This is a genomic window from Promicromonospora sp. Populi (assembly GCF_041081105.1).
Lineage (GTDB): Bacteria > Actinomycetota > Actinomycetes > Actinomycetales > Cellulomonadaceae > Promicromonospora.
On record NZ_CP163528.1, the window covers coordinates 3779826 to 3796098 of the forward strand.

The window sequence follows — 16273 nt, forward strand, 5'->3', positions numbered from 1 at the left end:
GGGTTCCGCACGCTCGTGCGCCCGGTACGTTCGGGCGCAGACGCCCGCCATGACGGGCATCCTGCTCGCCAACGGCGGCGAGCCCGGCGGTCAGCGGCGCCGGTCCAACAACTTCCGCGGGCGAGGAAGCCCCGGAGCGAGAGGCAGACCTATGACGCAGCTTCATGCATCCCGACCGCCACGATCAGGCCCAATACCCACGATCCTCACGGCAGTGGGTGTCGCCATGCTGCTCACCGGCGCCCTGCTGGCCACCACGTTCATGCTGGTGTTCCAGGGCAGCGTCGCCGCCGGTGCCGACCGGCTGGCCGACGGCGCGGGCCAGCTGAACGACGGCGTCCAGGCCGACCTGGTCTCCGGCGTCGGCGACCTCGGGGCTGGCGCCACCGAACTCAACAGCGGTGTGCAGGACGACGTGGTGCCGGGCGTCGAGGCGCTCGCGGACGGGGCAGGACAGCTCGACGAGGGAGCCGCGGAGCTGCGCGCGGGCGTGATCAAGCTGCACGACGGATCGAAGCTGATCGCGGACGGCACCGCGGAGACCGCGGTGGACGTCTCCGACCTGGCCGACGCGTCGCTGCTGCTCACTGATGGATCCAAGACGCTTCAGGCAGGTCTGGGCACGTTGAACGACAGGGCCCCGGTACTGGCCGACGGGGCAGGGCAGCTCGCGGACGGGTCTGCCCTGGTGCAGGCGGGCATCGGAACCGTCAGCGACGGTGTGACCCCGCTGGACGCGGGTGCGCGTCAGCTTGCGTCCGGGTCTGGTGAGTTGCGGGCCGGCGTCGCGAAGGTGAGGGACGGTGTGACCCCGCTGAACGCGGGTGCCCGCAGCCTGGCTTCGGGCTCGCAGGAAGTGGCAACAGGGTCCGCCCGGGTTGACGCCGCCGCCGCCCAGCTCGCCGACGGTTCGGCACAGGTCTACGTCGGCAGCCAGACCTTGAACAACGGTCTGTCGCAGCTCGCGGCGAACAACGGCACGATCCTGGGTGGCGTTTCTACGCTCCAGGCGGGCGCGGGCGCCCTCAAGTCTGGTGCTGCAGCGCTGGACGCCGGGGCCGACCAGGTCGCCGGTGGCCTTGGGCAGCTCAATGCCGGTGCCTCCGAGCTCGTAGCCGGGGCCGGGGCTGTCGCGACCGGGGCAGAGGGCGTGGCCGACGGTGCCGCATCAGTGGCCGGCGGCGTCTCCGCTGCGAAGAACGGTGCGGACGGTCTGGCCGGAAGCATCGGTGGCCTTGTCTCCGGGGCGCAGAATGTGCAGGGTGGCAACCAAGCCCTCAAGGCGCAGCTCACGAGCCTCGCCGACGCCACCGATGATCCGACGCTCAAGGCGCAGCTTCACATGCTTGCCGCAGACGCGGGCAATCTCGCCACCGGTGCTGGTCAGGTCAAGGCCGGTGCCGAGCAGGCGCAGGCTGGAGCCTCCGGTCTCGCCGCTTCATTGGGCACGCTGTCTACCGGTGCATCCAGGGTCTCGACTGGCGCGTCTGAGGTGGCCGGCGGTACGGCCGGGGTGTCTGCCGGTGTGCGACAGCTTGGCGGCGGGCTGGATCTCCTCTCTGACGGCGCGAACACACTGGCCGGGGGCGCGGAGCAGGTCAAGAACGGCAGTGCGAACCTGCAGGCTGGGCTCGACCAGCTAGCTCCGGGTGTGCAGCAGTACGTCGCTGGTGTGGGTTCGGCGTACGAGGGGAGCTCGACTCTCGTCGCGGGCTCGCAGCTTGTCGCCGGAGGCAATACCCAGCTGGCGCAGAGCACCCCGGCCTTGGCCGCGGGCGCCTCCCTGGTAGCGGGCGGTAACGCGACTCTGGCGGCCGGGACCGGTCAGCTGAAGGATGGTCTGCCTGCGCTGCTCTCCGGTGCGACGCGAGTGGCAGACGGCAACGCGACTCTGGCGGCCGGGACCGGCAAGCTCAAGGGCGGTCTGCCCGCGCTGCTCTCCGGCGCGACACGGGTAGCCGACGGTGGCGCCACATTGGCCGCCTCCACGCCGGCGCTCGTCTCGGGTGTGGGACAGCTCCACGCCGGGTCCGGGCGCCTCGTGAACGGCATCATCGAGGTCCGCGACCGTGTGGTCCCGAAGGTCGCCAAGTCGCAGCGCCTCGCCGACGGCTCGGTGAAGGTCCGCGACGGGCTCGAGGAGGCTCGCACGGGCGCCCGCACGCTGGTCCAGGGCACGGGTGCGCTCGACGAAGGCACCCAGACGCTGGCCGCGGGTGCAACGACCCTCGCCGACGGCACGCAGCAGCTCGCCGACGGTTCCGCCCAGCTGGTGGCGGGCACCACGGAGGTGGCGTCCGGGACGGAGCTGCTGTCCGACGGCACGGGCGAGCTCCGCACCCGTGTGGATGGCTCGCCCTTGGGCGCCATCGGCGTTGTTGTTGTCCTCGCCGCAGCGCTCGGTCTGCTGCTGGCGGTCGCGGGCCTGATCCTGCTGGGCCGGCGCCGCGCCTGACCGTACAGATCGCCGGGTCGGAGCGCAGCGCTCCGACCCGGCGATCTGTCGTTCAGCGCAAAGTCACAGCTCGGCGAGCATCTGGTCCAGGCGGTCGATCTCCGCCATCTGGTCGGCGGCGATGTTGTTCGCGAGCTCCAGGACCCGCTCCTCGCTGCCCGACGCAGCGACCTCCTCGCACATGGTGAGTGCGCCCTCATGGTGCTTGATCATGCCCTCCAGGAACAGCCGGTCGAACTGAGCCCCGGACGCGTCCTCGAGGTCCGCCAGCTCGGCGTCGGTCAGCATCCCGGGCATCTCCGCGGCGTCGTGCCCGTGCTCGGGAGCGCGCGGGCCGGAGCCGTCGCCGCTCTCGACGGTCACCGGCACGGGGTACTCGTTCTCCTCCAGCCAGCCCGACATCAGGTCGATCTCGCTGTCCTGCACCACGTCGATGCGGGTAGCGAAGGTCTTCAGCTGTTCGGACGCGGCCCGCTCCGGCGCGAGCTGCGCCACCTCGATCGCCTGGCTGTGGTGCCAGATCATGTCGGTCAGGAAGTCGGCGTCCGCCTCCGAGAAGGGCGCCTGGGCGGGTGCCCCCTCGTAGTCCTCGGGCGCGATCGTCTCGGCCGCCTCGCCTGGCTTCCCCGGCTGCAGGACGACGGAGCTGGGCGTCGAGACCGGGGTGGGCTCCTCGTCGGGCCCGCACGCGGACAGCACAAGAGCCGGCGCGAGCACGGCCAGTCCGAACGCGACCGCCCGCGGTGACCACGACCGCCGTCGGGCAGACGCGAGGTTACGGCGCACCGGGCGGGGCCTCCGGGACTTGGGGGAACGGACCTCGATCTCTGTCTCCACGCGGCGATCCTCCCAGGAAAGTTTCATGAATCACCCCAAATTACTGGTGCTGTGAGAACGCTGTGAGTGAAACTACGTCAACCCGACCTAGGAGGTGTGACGCCCTTGCGTCGTCCTACCCTTACCCGATCTCGTGCACGTGGCGCCGCTGCCGCCGCCCTCGTGGCGACGCTGGCGGCAGGAAGCCTTGCCGTCGCGGCACCGAGCCTGGCATCTCCCGGCGACGGCGCGGCTGAGCTGGGCACGGCCACCTCGTCGACGACGTCGTCGGCCGACCCGGACGTACCCCCGGGCGAGACCGAGTCGTCGAAGATCACCCACCTGAGCAACCAGCCCAAGAACGGCGCGCTGCTCAGCACAGGCTCGGACATCGCGTTCCAGGGCGACTACGCCTTCGCCGGGAACTACGACGGCTTCACGGTCTACGACCTGTCCGACCCGGAGAACCCCGAGCAGGTGGTGCAGGTGTACTGCCCGGGCGGCCAGAACGACATCTCCGTCTACAAGGACATCCTGGTGCTGTCGACGGACTCTTCGCGCAGCGACGACTCGTGTGCGTCGACCTCGCTCCCGGCCACCAACAAGGCGGCTTGGGAGGGCATCAAGGTCTGGGACATCTCCAACCCGCTCGCCCCTGAGTACGTGCAGTCCGTCGAGACCGAGTGCGGCTCGCACACGCACTCCCTGGTCCCGTCGAAGAACAAGCGGGACGTGTACGTGTACGTCTCCTCGTACGCCCCGGACGGGACGTACCCCGACTGCCAGCCGCCGCACGACACGATCTCGATCGTGAAGGTCCCGCTGCGGACGCCGACGGCGGCTCGCGTCGTCGCCACGCCGAACCTGTTCCCCGACGGCGGCTACGAGGGCGACGACCGTGGTTGGTACACGGAGACCACCGGCTGCCACGACATCACCACCTACGCCAAGTACGACCTGGCGGCCGGTGCGTGCATGGGCGACGGCCTGCTCATGGACATCTCGAACCGAGAGCGTCCCCGCGTGATCAGCAGGGTCCGGGACACGGAGAACTTCGCGTTCTGGCACTCCGCGACCTTCAACAACGATGCGACCAAGGTCGTGTTCACCGACGAGCTCGGTGGCGGCGGCCTGGCGACCTGCAACGACGAGTTCGGCCCGACGCTCGGCGCCAACGGCATCTACGACATCGAGCGGACGTGGTACGGCAAGCGGACGCTCGAGTTCGCCTCGTACTACAAGATCCCCCGCACCAACTCGGACGACGAGAACTGCGTGGCGCACAACGGGTCGCTCATCCCGGTCAAGGGCAAGGACCTGATGGTCCAGTCCTGGTACCAGGGCGGGGTCTCGGTGTTCGACTTCACCGACTCGGACCGCCCGCGCGAGGTGGCCTGGTTCGACCGCGGTGCGGGTGTGAGCGGCGGCGGTACCTGGTCCACGTACTACTACAACGGGTACGCGTACTCGAACGACCTCGGGATCGGGTTCGACACGTTCGACATCGACGACTCGATCGACCGCAAGGCTGAGCGGGTGCAGCTCACGTCGCTCAACCCGCAGATGCAGGAGTCGTTCGGCCGCTGACGCGCCCGATCGAGCAGGGTGCGCCGGCTCCGGCGCACCCTGCACTCTTGTGTCGCCCGGGGCAATTTGTCACCACTGTGTAAAAACCCGCCAAAAATCCTGGTACTGGGAGGTACCTGTGAGTGAGACTGCCTCAACCGACCTAGGAGGTGTGACGCCCGTGCGTCGTCCAACCTTTACCCGATCGCGTGCTCGGGGTGCCGCTGGTGTCGCCCTGACAGCGTTCTTTGCCGCTGCAGCGGTGGCCCTCGCAGGACCCGCAGCGGCTTCGGTCGCTGAGCCGGACGTTCCGCCGGGCGAGATCGCGTCCTCGAACATCACTCACCTGAGCAACCAGCCGAAGAACGGCGCGTTGCAGGGGACGGGCTCGGATATCGCGTTCCAGGGCAAGTATGCGTTCGCCGGGAACTACGACGGTTTCACCGTCTACGACCTGTCCGACCCGGAGAACCCGGAGCAGGTAGTGCAGGTGTACTGCCCCGGCTCGCAGAATGACGTCTCGGTCTACAAGAACATCCTGGTGCTGTCCACGGACTCGTCGCGCAGCGACGACTCGTGTGCGTCGACGTCGCTGCCGGCCACCGAGGAGTCCGCGTGGGAGGGCATCAAGGTCTGGGACATCTCCAACCCGCTCGCCCCCGAGTACGTCCAGTCCGTCGAGACCGACTGCGGCTCGCACACGCACTCGCTCGCCCCGTCCAAGAACGGCCGGGACCTCTACGCGTACGTCTCCTCGTACTCGCCGAACGCGACGTACCCGGACTGCCAGCCGCCGCACGACTTCATCTCGATCGTGAAGATCCCGCTGAAGAAGCCGACGGCGGCCACGCTGGTCGCCACGCCGAACCTGTTCCCGGACGGCGGCTACCCGGGTGAGCCCGGCGCCTCCGCCACGAGCGGCTGCCACGACATCACGACCTACGCCAAGTACGACCTGGCGGCCGGTGCGTGCATGGGTGACGGCATCCTGATGGACATCTCGAACCGGGAGCGTCCGCGTGTGATCAGCCAGGTGCGGGACACGGAGAACTTCGCGTTCTGGCACTCGGCCACGTTCAACGACGACGCCACCAAGGTGGTCTTCACCGACGAGCTCGGCGGCGGCGGTCTCGCGACCTGCACCGGCGAGTACGCGCCGGAGCTGGGCGCCAACGGCATCTACGACATCAAGCGCTCGTGGACCGGCAAGCGGACGCTCGAGTTCGCCTCCTACTACAAGATCCCCCGGATCAACACGGCGAACGAGAACTGCGTGGCGCACAACGGCTCGCTGATCCCGGTCAAGGGCAAAGACCTGATGGTCCAGTCCTGGTACCAGGGTGGCGTGTCGGTGTTCGACTTCACCGACTCGGACAACCCGCGTGAGGTCGCCTGGTTCGACCGCGGCGAGGGCCTGAGCGGCGGCGGCACCTGGTCCACGTACTACTACAACGGGTACGCGTACTCGAACGACCTGTCGGTCGGGTTCGACACGTTCGACATCGACGACTCGATCGATCGCAGGGCCGAACGGGTCAAGCAGCCCTCCCTGAACCCGCAGATGCAGACGGCGTACCGGTACTGATCCGGGCCGACGTCGCTACACCGCCTGGGGCATCCTCCACACGGAGGGTGCCCCAGGCGCCGTCGTGCCGGGCCATGGCCAGGAAAAGGGCTATTGCCACGACACATCAGTGTTTTCCGTGATGGCGCCCGAGGGTGTTTGTATGGCAGCCTCCCGGACATGACGCCCCAGGACTCGACGACCGAGGAGACCGCCCCGACGTCGGGCAAGACACCCGAGTCCGGGACCGTGCCGTCCGGGTACAACCTGGGGCGCCGGCTGCGAATCATGGGAGCGGTGCTCGCCGGCGGGATCGCCGTCGTGCTGGCGCTGCTGCTGTGGCTCGGTGTGCTGGTCCCGGCCAGGCAGGAGGCCGCGGGGTACACGGAGGCCGACTCCGGCTACGCCGCGGTGGCGATCGAGCACAACGCGCAGGCCGTGCAGCTCACGGCGCTCGCGCCGGGGCGGTCGACCGACGACGAGGTGCTCGCCCTCGCGGTCGAGGTGGGCGAGGCGTCGGCGGGCCGCGTCCGCGGGCTCGCCGCGTGGTTGGAGGCCCGCGACATCCCCGTCCCCGCCGCGGGCACGGAGGCGATAGCCCTGGCCGACGGCGGCCTTACCACCGAGGTGCCCGACGACGGCAGCGGGCCGCGTTCGGCCGCGTCCGCGCACTCGCACGAGGGCGGCAACCACGGCATGCTCACCGACGAGCAGGTGAACGGGATCGCCGCGCTTGACGGGTCGGAGTTCGACATCGCGCTGCTGGCCGCGCTCGTCGAGCACCACTACGGCGGGCTGCAGCCGGCCGACGAGGAGATCTCGGGCGGCACCGACCCGGAGGCGAAGGCGCTGGCGCAGTCCGAGGCCGACGCCATCCGGCTCGAGGTGGAGGACGTCCGCGACGCGCTGGCCGAGGCCGGCGGCCCGGGGTCCACGAACGACCAGACGAACTAGGCGCCGCGGCGCCCCCGTCAGGGCGCCGTCACGAAGATGTTGAACAGCTCCGGGTGGTGGCCGTGCACCAGGACGGCGAAGACGACGGCGTCGAACAGCAGGTGCACCGCCACCACATAGCTCAGCGACTTGAACTTGGCGAAGATCCAGCCCTGGACCAGCGCGAACGGCACGGTCAGGAGCGGCCCCCACTCGCGATAGCCGAGCTCCCACAGGAACGACACGAAGATCATCGACTGCAGGATGTTCGCCTGCCACATCGGGAAGTGCTTGCACAGCAGGGCGAACACGACGCAGATGAAGAACAGCTCGTCCCAGATGCCGACGGCGTTCACACCGATGAACAGCCGCCAGATGTCCTGCGTCCCGTCCAGGTCCGGCCAGTTCAGGTACGCGCCCGAGCCGAGGAAGTAGAACGGCAGCAGGAAGTACCCGATGATCACCACGAGGGCGAGGTAGATCCACTGACCGGGGCCCCAGCGCTTTCCGGTCGCGACGGGAAACTGGATGGTGTCCTGCTTCAGCAGGAACCGGGACAGCGCCCAGGGCACCAGCACGGACCCGCCGAGCGCGAGCGTGAACCGCAGCATCCCGGCGTTGGACAGGTCCGCCTGCAGCGAGATGGTCGAGATGATCCCCATGCCGACGCCGATCAGCGCCAGGTCCCGGCCCAGGGCGCGGTCGGCCCACACACCCAGCGCGATGCCCAGCACCAGCGGCACGTACGCGACCGGCCGGATGTGGATGGCGAAGAGCAGGATCGCCGACGCCGAGACGAGAAAGGCGGCGGTGAGCCGCGCCGGGCCGACCAGCGGGGCGGGCAGAGTGAGGGTCACGGGACGAGGCTCCCACACGAGCGGGGTGCTCCGGGCCTGGTACTTCGCGTTCCGGGGCAACTAGTGTTTGTGCGCAGTAAGGAAACACCCAGGATCGGTCCCTCTGTGAAGAGGGCCGCCACTCCGGCAAGGAGGCCGCTGTGCGCTCACCCGAGCAAGTTGAGCTGGTCCGGAACAACCCGGATCTCCCCCCGGTCGCGATCATCGACCGCAGACCCATGACCACGGCCAAGAAGCTGATCTTCGCCGCCATCGGACTCGTCGCGGCGATCGCGTGGGCCCTCGTCGCGTTCGTCCGCGGTGAGGCGGTCAACGGTGCGTACTTCGTGGTCGCCGCCGTCGGCACGTACGTCGTCGCGTACCGCTTCTACGCGCGGCTGATCGAGTACAAGGTTGTACGACCGCGCGACGACCGGGCGACACCCGCCGAGGAGCACGAGAACGGCCGGGACTTCGCGCCCACGGACCGGCGCGTGCTGTTCGGGCACCACTTCGCCGCCATCGCGGGTGCGGGCCCGCTGGTCGGCCCGGTCCTCGCCGCCCAGATGGGTTACCTGCCCGGCACCCTGTGGATCATCATCGGTGCGGTCCTGGCCGGCTGCGTACAGGACTACCTCGTCCTGTGGCTGTCCACCCGCCGTCGCGGCCGCTCGCTCGGTCAGATGATCCGCGACGAGATGGGCTCGATCGGCGGCGCCGCCGGCCTGATCGGCGTGTTCGTCATCATGATCATCATCCTGGCGGTCCTTGCCCTGGTGGTCGTCAACGCCCTGGCGGAGTCGCCGTGGGGCGTCTTCTCCGTGGGCATGACCATCCCGATCGCCCTGTTCATGGGCGTGTACCTGAGGTACATCCGGCCGGGCCGGGTGTCTGAGGTGTCCATCATCGGGGTTGTGCTGCTGGTCCTCGCGATCGTCGCGGGTGGCTGGGTGGCCGACACCACCTGGGGCGCCGAGATGTTCACGCTCGACAAGGTGACCGTCGCGTGGCTCATCGTGGGCTACGGGTTCCTCGCGTCAGTGCTGCCGGTGTGGCTGCTGCTCGCCCCGCGCGACTACCTGTCCACGTTCATGAAGGTGGGCACCATCATCCTGCTCGCCGTGGGTGTGATCGTGGCGCAGCCCGCCGTCCAGGCCCCCGCCGTCTCCAGCTTCGCGATCGAGGGCAACGGACCGGCGTTCGCCGGCTCGCTGTTCCCGTTCCTGTTCATCACCATCGCGTGCGGCGCGCTGTCCGGGTTCCACTCCCTGATCTCGTCCGGCACCAGCCCCAAGCTGGTCGAGAAGGAGAGCCAGCTGCGGCTCATCGGCTACGGCGGCATGCTCACCGAGTCGTTCGTGGCGATCATGGCGCTGGTCACGGCCATCTCGATCGACCAGCACCTGTACTTCACGATGAACGCCCCCGCGACGCTCACCGGCGGCGAGCCGGCCGCCGCGGCGGACTACGTGAACGGTCTCGGTCTGGCGGGCCCGCCCGCCACCGCGGCGGAGATCCAGGGCGCGGCCGACGCCGTCGGCGAGGAGTCGATCATCTCCCGCACAGGCGGGGCCCCGACGCTCGCGTTCGGGATGTCCCAGATCCTCGGCTCGTTCCTGGGCGGCGCGAGCCTCCAGGCGTTCTGGTACCACTTCGCGATCATGTTCGAGGCCCTGTTCATCCTCACCACGGTCAACGCCGGCACACGGGTCGCCCGCTTCATGCTGTCCGACACGCTCGGCAACCTCGGCGGCCCGATGCGCAAGTTCCGTGACCCCTCCTGGCGGGTGGGCGCGTGGATCTGCTCGCTCGTCGTATGTGGCCTGTGGGGCGCGATCCTCCTCATGGGGGTCACCGACCCGCTGGGCGGTATCAACACGCTGTTCCCGCTGTTCGGCATCGCGAACCAGCTGCTCGCCGCGATGGCGCTCGCCCTGATCACGGTGGTCGTGGTCAAGAAGGGCTACCTCAAGTGGGCGTGGATCCCCGCGGTACCGCTGGTGTGGGACCTCGCGGTCACCATGACGGCGTCGTACCAGAAGATCTTCTCGCCCGAGCCGACCCTCGGGTACTGGGCGCAGCACAACGCGTTCCGGGAGGCGCGGGACGCGGGCGAGCAGTCGTTCGGGAGCGCCGCCGACCCGGCAGCGATGGATGCGGTCATCCGGAACACGTTCCTGCAGGGCACCCTGTCGATCGTGTTCGCACTGCTCGTGCTGATCGTCGCCCTGGTGGCGCTGTGGGTGTGCGTCAAGGCGATCCGGGCGGGCGGCCTGCCGACCACGGAGGAGCCGGACTCGAAGTCGGCCACCTTCGCGCCGTCGGGCCTCATCCCCACCGACGCCGAACGGGAGGTGGCCGCTGAGTGGACCGCCTACTACCAGGAGCACCCGGAGAAGCTCCGGACGGGGACGCACGCGTGAGTGCGGTCCCGGCGCAGGGCCCGACGGCGGACGGCGGCGCGCTCGCGGCCGTCCGCCGGGGCTGGCGCGCCCTGGCCTGGTACGTCACCGGCGTGCTCGGCGAGAGCGACTACGAGCGATACGTGGCGCATCTGCGCCGCACCCACCCGGACACCGCGCTCCCGACCGTCCGGGAGTACTGGCGCGCCCGCTACGCGGAGCAGGACGCCAACCCGGGCGCGCGCTGCTGCTGAGCCGCAGGCGCGTGCGTGATCGGTAAGAGGTCAGGTGATCGGCAACTCGGGTTGCCGATCACCTGACCTCGCCTCCAACCGGATCAGGTGAGGTGGTCGTAGCCGCCGCTCGTCCAGGACGCGTGACGGTTTGCCGAGCGGAGCACTACCTCCCGGGCATCCGTCGGGATGACGCCCCGGAAGTTGTTGTAGAGCCGGTCGAAGTCGAACCGCGCCACGTGCTGCGCGACCCGCAGCACCACTGGACCCGACAGCGGGATCCGGTTCGGGTAGCTCCGCATGAACGACACGGACGTGCGGTCCGGGTTGGCGAAGATCGTGTCGCCGCTCAGCAGCACGCCCTTCCCCTCCGCCCCGGCAGCCCAGTGCGCCACCGCGGAGCCCGGAAAGTGCCCGCCCGGCTGGCTCAGGGTCACACCCGGCAGGATCTCGCGGTCGCTCGTCCAGTGCTCGACGGCGTCGTCGGACCGGGCGAGCCAGCTGGCGTCGGGCGCGCTGACCAGGATCGGGACCCCGCCCAGCAGGCGGCTCCACTCGACCTGCACCCCGTACATGTGCGGGTGGCTCGCCACGATGTACGCGAGCCCGCCGAGGTCCCGCACGGCGGCGACGGCGTCGTCGTCGACATACCCGGGGACGTCGAACAGGAGGTTCCCGTCCGGGGTCCGGACGAGCTTCGCGGTGGGGCCGATGCCGACGTCGGGCACAGTGGTGAGGCCGAACAGGTCCGGTTCCAGCTCCTCGACGTTGATGCTCTGGCCGTCGGCCGCGAGCTCCTCGAGGGTGGTCCAGTGCTGCCCGTCGGCGGGCACCCACTGGCGTTCGTCGGCGCAGACGGCGCACACGTCGGGCCGGGAATCGTGTTCCACGCCGCACGTGCGGCAGATCCAGAACGTCATTTCGACAGTTCCCTTCGTTGGGCTGGTCCACCGTCACCATGCGCCACTCGCCGAACTGTGTCCAGCAATTCTCGGACCACCAGACGGAACATAACCCCGTGCTCGTCCCGGACTCCGTCTTGAGGTGGAAGCGGACCGGGGGTTGGGTTCTTAGGGTGGGGGTATGGCCGACGGTCCTTCGCAGTCCGGTTACCCGCAGTCCGACGCCGCTGGCGCCCGGCGTCCCGCCGTCGTGCCCGGTACCGCCGGGCGCTCGGGCGGCCGGGCGCTCGACTGGTTCGGTGTCGACTCCGACTGGGAGCGGGTCCCCGCCGACCCCGCCCGTGCGTACCGCAACGACCTGTGGCTGGGCGCCGGGTTCGCGGTGCTCGCGGCGGTGTCCATCGAGCTGGGCCACAGCATGGGTCTCTTCGAGGACGGGGAGGAGCCGCTGTGGCTCGTCTTCCTGCTCGGGGTGGTCAGCACGCTCCCGCTGGCGTGGCGCCGCCGCTACCCGCTGGTGTCGCTCGTGCTCGTGTACGGGTCCTTCCTCGGGCTCGGCCTGACCATTCCGTCGATCACCGTGCTGATGCCGATGCAGATCATGTACTTCGTCGCACTGTTCACGGCGGTGGCGTGGGCACGCGACCGGCGGGCGATGCTCGTGGTGGTCAGCGTCTGCGTGCTGGTGATGTTCACGTGGCTCATCTGGATGTTCGCCATGCAGCAGGGCATCGAGACGATCCTCGAGGAGTACCCGACCCCCGCGGACTGGCCCGGCCTGATGGAGCCGTATCTCGCGAACTCGATCTATCAGATCATCATCAACATCGCGTTCTTCGGTGGTGCGGTGGTGGCCGGTCAGATGCGCTGGACCGCCGCCCGGCGACGGGAGCAGCTCGCCGAGCAGGCCGTCACCATCGATACGCAGGCGTCGGCCCTCACGGACCAGGCGATCGTCGCCGAGCGGGTGCGGATCGCACGTGAGCTGCACGACGTCGTCGCGCACCACGTGTCTGTCATCGGCATCCAGGCGGCCGCCGCCCGGCGGGTCCTGAGCCGCGACCCGGCCCTGGCCGCGGAGGCCCTCGCCACCATCGAGCGCGAGTCGCGCGAGGGCGTTGCGCAGATGCGCAACCTGGTGGGCACGCTCCGTTCGGTGCCCGACGGCGGTGCGTCCGCCGGGTCGGCCGCCGCCTCGCGCGCGCCGGAGCCGGGGCTGGCCGACCTGCCCGCCCTGACCGCCGCCGACCACGACGGCCTCGACACCGCGTTCCGCCGGGTCGAGGAGCCGCCCGGCGCCGCGGCCGACGTGCCCGACGCGATGGGCCTCAGCCTGTACCGGACCGCCCAGGAGGCGATGGCGAACGTGCGCAAGCACTCGACCGCCCGGTCCGCGACGGTGACGCTGCGGGTGGTGCGCGGCCCCGAGGTACTGGCGGGCCAGCAGTTCCTGCACGGCTTCGCGGAGGTCGAGGTGCTCGACGACGGGCGGCCCCGCCACGGGACGTCCGGCTCCGGACTGGGCCTGCTCGGGATCCGGGAACGCGTGGCGACGCACCATGGCGTGGTCGAGATCGGTCCGCGGGCGACCGGGGGCTACCGGGTCCGGGTGCGCCTGCCGCTGCCGGCGCTGGCCATGGAGGTCGCCCGGGCGGCTGGAGCGCGGCCGGCGGCTGGAGCCCGGCCGGAGGTCGCCCGATGACGCGCGTGCTGCTGGTGGACGACCAGGCGCTGGTGCGCTCCGGCTTCTCCCTCATCCTCTCGGTGGAGGACGACCTGGAGGTGGTCGGCGAGGCAGGCGACGGCGCGACGGCGATCGAGCTGACCCGCACGCTGCGTCCCGACATCGTGCTGATGGACGTGCAGATGCCCGTCATGGACGGCATCGAGGCGACCCGCCGGATCGTCGCCGAGGACCTCGCGAAAGTGCTGGTGCTGACCACGTTCGATCACGACGAGTACGTGTTCGACGGGCTGGCGGCCGGAGCGTCCGGGTTCCTGCTGAAGAACTCCGACGCGGAGCACCTGGTGGAGGCCGTGCGGACGGTGGCGGCCGGGCACGCGCTCCTCGCGCCGCAGATCACGCGCCGGGTGATCGAGCAGATGGTGGCGGGCGAGCGGCATCCGCTGGGCGGGTCCGTCGACACCGCGCAGACCGGTGCCCGGCCGGCCGACGCGCCGCCGGCCGGCCTCGCCCTCCTCACCCCGCGCGAGCGTGAGGTGCTGGAGCTGATCGGCACCGGGCTGTCGAACGCCGAGATCGCCAGAGCCCTGTTCCTCGGCGAGGCGACGGTCAAGACGCACGTCTCAAACGTGCTGTCCAAGCTGCACCTGCGCGACCGGGTTCAGGCGGTGGTCCTCGCCCACCGGGCGGGACTGGTCTGACCCGGTTATGTCACGTGACACGTCGACATCAAGTCGGCCTGTCACCGAGCGGTGACATTCTGAGCCAATGCTCGTCCCTTTTTCCGGTATTGCCGAGAATGCGGAGATGGGCGGGGGCAGGAAGGCCGCGCTGCATTTTTCGCGCCCCGCCCCAGGTTCTCGCCGGAGATGAATCGGACTATTCGGCTGATTATGCCGACGGCTCGGGGGACGGCTCGGGGGACGGCTCAGTGGAGGGGTCTGGCGACGGCTCAGGGGTGGGTTCCGGGGTCGGCTCAGGCGTGGGTTCCGGCGTCGGCTCGACCGTGGGCTCCGGGGTCGGTTCTGGAGTGGGCTCCGGTGTCGGCGTCGCCGTCGGTTCCGGGGTCGGCGTCGGTTCCGGTGTCGGAGTGGGCGAGGGGGTGGGTGTGGGGCTCGGTGTCGGCGTCGGGCTCGGCGTCGGAGTGGGGGTCGGCGTAGGAGTCGGCGTGGGGGGCGTCGGCCTCGGCGTCGGCTTCTGGGTCGGTCGCTCCGTCGGCTCCTGCGTGGGCGGGTAGGCCGGCTTGGTGGGCCGGATGGGGGCGGCCCCGTTCCCGGCGCCCGGCGGCGGCGTGAAGATGAAGTCGCTGGCCGAGGGGTAGTCCCGCGGCTGCTGCGAGGGCTGCTCCGGCTCGGGCGGCGGTGTGTAGGAGAACGGGTTCTCCTGCGTTCCCGGCCTCGTGCGCACGTCGACCGTCTCGCCCGGTGTGGACTCGCGCTTCATCAGCAGGGGTCCCAGACCCTGCAGGGTGTCGGGCATGGCGCCCTCTGCCGAGGTCAGCCGCCGGTCCAGCTCCTTGCCTGCCGGCTGGACTGCCACGGCTCCCACGATCCCCGCCGTCAGCACCAAGGCCGCGGCCGTTCCTGTGACGATCAGACGCTTGCGCACGCTTTGCTCCCCTGCGGATTCAGATACTGCGTAGGCCCATTTGCCGTGACGTTCCGGTGCACGTGGACCGGAGCGCGAATCATCCTTCGGATGGTTTAGCTCATTGATCCGGGGACGGGCTCTCAAACCATTCAGCGCCGCCCTAGTTCTTGGCAGCGTTCCGGACGGGACAATACGTGGCAGAACGCCAACGGCAACTGGGGCGTGTAATACCTGGTCAACCACAGTGCGTCGGTGCCCGCGCTATCGGTATCGGCGAAATGTCAGGAGATCTGGCATTCCGTCGTCGACCGACCCGTCGTCCGGCGGAGTGGGGTTCCGCCTCGCGACGGATCCCCCGGGCCGCCGTCGGCCCCTAGCGTGACTGCCATGAGCGATCTGGAGGTGCGGGACCTGACCCGCGTGTTCGCCTCGGGCGACACACCCCGGCGGGCGGTGGACGGCGTGAGCTTCACCGCGTCGTCGGGCCTGCTCACGGGGTTCGTCGGCGGCAACGGTGCGGGCAAGACCACGACCATGCGGATGATCATGGGAGTCCTGGCGATCACGAGCGGCGAGGTGCGGTTCGGGGGCGCGCCGGTCACCCGGCAGGACCGCCGCGAGTTCGGGTACATGCCCGAGGAGCGCGGCCTCTATCCGAAGCAGCCCGTGCTGGAGCAGCTGGTCTACCTGGCGCGGCTGCGGGGTATTGCCGCGCCGGTCGCCCGGCGCGAGGTGCTGGAGCATCTAGATCGGCTGGGGCTCGCCGACCGGGCGAAGGACCACGTGGAGAAGCTGTCGCTCGGCAACCAGCAGCGCGTGCAGATCGTCGCCGCGATCATGGGGCAGCCGAAGGCCCTCGTCCTGGACGAGCCGTTCAGCGGCCTGGACCCCGCGGCCGTCGACGCCATGGCGGACCTGCTGCGCGAGCACACGCGGCGTGGTGTGCCCGTGCTGTTCAGCTCGCACCAGCTCGACCTCGTGGAGCGGCTGTGCGAGCGCCTCGTCATTCTCGGCCGGGGCCGGGTCCTTGCCGACGGGACCCCCGACGAGCTGCGGGCTCAGGGCGTCACAAGGCACCGGTTGGTGCTGTCGGGCGACGCCGGTTTTGTGCGCGGTGTGCCGGGGGTGCTGGCCGTCGATGTGGACGGCCCGTCCGCGCTGGTCGAGGTGCACGACGACGCCGCGGCCTCCCGCCTCCTGTCCGCCGCCCTGGAGCGGGGCGCGGTCCAGGAGTTCTCCCCCGTCCGGCCGACATTGGCCCAGATCTACCGCGAGGTGACCGCGTGAACGGC

13 protein-coding genes are annotated in these 16273 nt (G+C 69.9%); 9 read left to right on the top strand and 4 right to left on the bottom strand.

Going from position 1 to position 16273, the window contains the following annotated elements; genetic code table 11:
- The first annotated feature begins 214 nt into the window (after positions 1-214).
- Positions 215-2455, top strand: coding sequence for a beta strand repeat-containing protein (locus tag AB1046_RS17110; RefSeq protein ID WP_369370497.1), 2241 nt, complete (start codon positions 215-217; stop codon positions 2453-2455).
- A gap of 63 nt (positions 2456-2518) precedes the next feature.
- Here AB1046_RS17110 and AB1046_RS17115 read toward each other — a convergent pair whose 3' ends face one another.
- On the bottom strand, positions 2519-3292 hold the full coding sequence (locus AB1046_RS17115) for a DUF305 domain-containing protein (RefSeq protein ID WP_369370498.1): 774 nt from the start codon (positions 3290-3292) through the stop codon (positions 2519-2521).
- 105 nt (positions 3293-3397) lie between these two features.
- Between AB1046_RS17115 and AB1046_RS17120 the strand changes: the two genes are divergently transcribed.
- From AB1046_RS17120 to AB1046_RS17130, 3 genes are all read left to right on the top strand, one after another.
- The gene (locus tag AB1046_RS17120; protein WP_369370499.1) at positions 3398-4858 is read left to right on the top strand and encodes an LVIVD repeat-containing protein; all 1461 of its coding nucleotides are present in this window, start codon (positions 3398-3400) and stop codon (positions 4856-4858) included.
- Positions 4859-5099: 241 nt separating this feature from the next.
- Positions 5100-6422 carry an LVIVD repeat-containing protein gene (locus AB1046_RS17125; RefSeq protein WP_369370500.1) on the top strand — a complete coding sequence of 441 codons (1323 nt, stop codon included), beginning with the start codon at positions 5100-5102 and terminating at the stop codon, positions 6420-6422.
- A 159-nt stretch (positions 6423-6581) separates the two neighbouring features.
- Entirely contained in the window at positions 6582-7355 is a 774-nt protein-coding gene (locus tag AB1046_RS17130) for a DUF305 domain-containing protein (RefSeq protein WP_369370501.1), read from the top strand.
- Between the two features lie 17 nt (positions 7356-7372).
- Here the strand turns inward: AB1046_RS17130 and AB1046_RS17135 are convergent, their stop codons facing one another.
- Positions 7373-8191: a CPBP family glutamic-type intramembrane protease gene (locus tag AB1046_RS17135; protein WP_369370502.1), complete on the bottom strand. Its 819-nt coding sequence runs from the start codon at positions 8189-8191 to the stop codon at positions 7373-7375.
- Positions 8192-8331: 140 nt separating this feature from the next.
- Here AB1046_RS17135 and AB1046_RS17140 point away from each other — a divergent pair, with 140 nt between their 5' ends.
- Both AB1046_RS17140 and AB1046_RS17145 read left to right on the top strand, forming a co-directional pair.
- Positions 8332-10593 (top strand): carbon starvation CstA family protein, encoded by a 2262-nt coding sequence (locus AB1046_RS17140; RefSeq protein WP_369370503.1) that lies wholly within the window; start codon positions 8332-8334, stop codon positions 10591-10593.
- Positions 10590-10826, top strand: coding sequence for a YbdD/YjiX family protein (locus AB1046_RS17145; protein ID WP_369370504.1), 237 nt, complete (start codon positions 10590-10592; stop codon positions 10824-10826). The genes AB1046_RS17140 and AB1046_RS17145 overlap by 4 nt, the downstream gene beginning before the upstream one ends.
- Positions 10827-10909: 83 nt before the next feature.
- On the opposite strand, the gene AB1046_RS17150 is transcribed toward AB1046_RS17145, so the two are convergent.
- Positions 10910-11725, bottom strand: coding sequence for a hydrolase (locus AB1046_RS17150; protein ID WP_369370505.1), 816 nt, complete (start codon positions 11723-11725; stop codon positions 10910-10912).
- A gap of 163 nt (positions 11726-11888) precedes the next feature.
- Here AB1046_RS17150 and AB1046_RS17155 point away from each other — a divergent pair, with 163 nt between their 5' ends.
- Together AB1046_RS17155 and AB1046_RS17160 are read left to right on the top strand one after the other, a co-directional pair.
- Complete coding sequence (locus AB1046_RS17155) at positions 11889-13409, top strand: sensor histidine kinase (protein ID WP_369370506.1); 1521 nt, start codon at positions 11889-11891, stop codon at positions 13407-13409.
- The gene (locus AB1046_RS17160) at positions 13406-14092 is read left to right on the top strand and encodes a response regulator (RefSeq protein ID WP_369370507.1); all 687 of its coding nucleotides are present in this window, start codon (positions 13406-13408) and stop codon (positions 14090-14092) included. The genes AB1046_RS17155 and AB1046_RS17160 overlap by 4 nt, the downstream gene beginning before the upstream one ends.
- Positions 14093-14282: 190 nt before the next feature.
- Here AB1046_RS17160 and AB1046_RS17165 read toward each other — a convergent pair whose 3' ends face one another.
- Positions 14283-14999: a hypothetical protein gene (locus AB1046_RS17165; RefSeq protein WP_369370508.1), complete on the bottom strand. Its 717-nt coding sequence runs from the start codon at positions 14997-14999 to the stop codon at positions 14283-14285.
- Positions 15000-15368: 369 nt separating this feature from the next.
- On the opposite strand from AB1046_RS17165, the gene AB1046_RS17170 reads away from it, so the two are divergent.
- Entirely contained in the window at positions 15369-16268 is a 900-nt protein-coding gene (locus AB1046_RS17170; protein ID WP_369370509.1) for an ABC transporter ATP-binding protein, read from the top strand.
- Positions 16269-16273 lie beyond the last annotated feature (5 nt).

Coding starts and splice junctions, on each gene's coding strand:
- AB1046_RS17130 (WP_369370501.1), top strand. CDS start 6,582: ATGACGCCCCAGGACTCGACGACCGAGGAGACCGCCCCGACGTCGGGC.
- AB1046_RS17150 (WP_369370505.1), bottom strand. CDS start 11,725: ATGACGTTCTGGATCTGCCGCACGTGCGGCGTGGAACACGATTCCCGG.
- AB1046_RS17155 (WP_369370506.1), top strand. CDS start 11,889: ATGGCCGACGGTCCTTCGCAGTCCGGTTACCCGCAGTCCGACGCCGCT.
- AB1046_RS17160 (WP_369370507.1), top strand. CDS start 13,406: ATGACGCGCGTGCTGCTGGTGGACGACCAGGCGCTGGTGCGCTCCGGC.
- AB1046_RS17170 (WP_369370509.1), top strand. CDS start 15,369: ATGAGCGATCTGGAGGTGCGGGACCTGACCCGCGTGTTCGCCTCGGGC.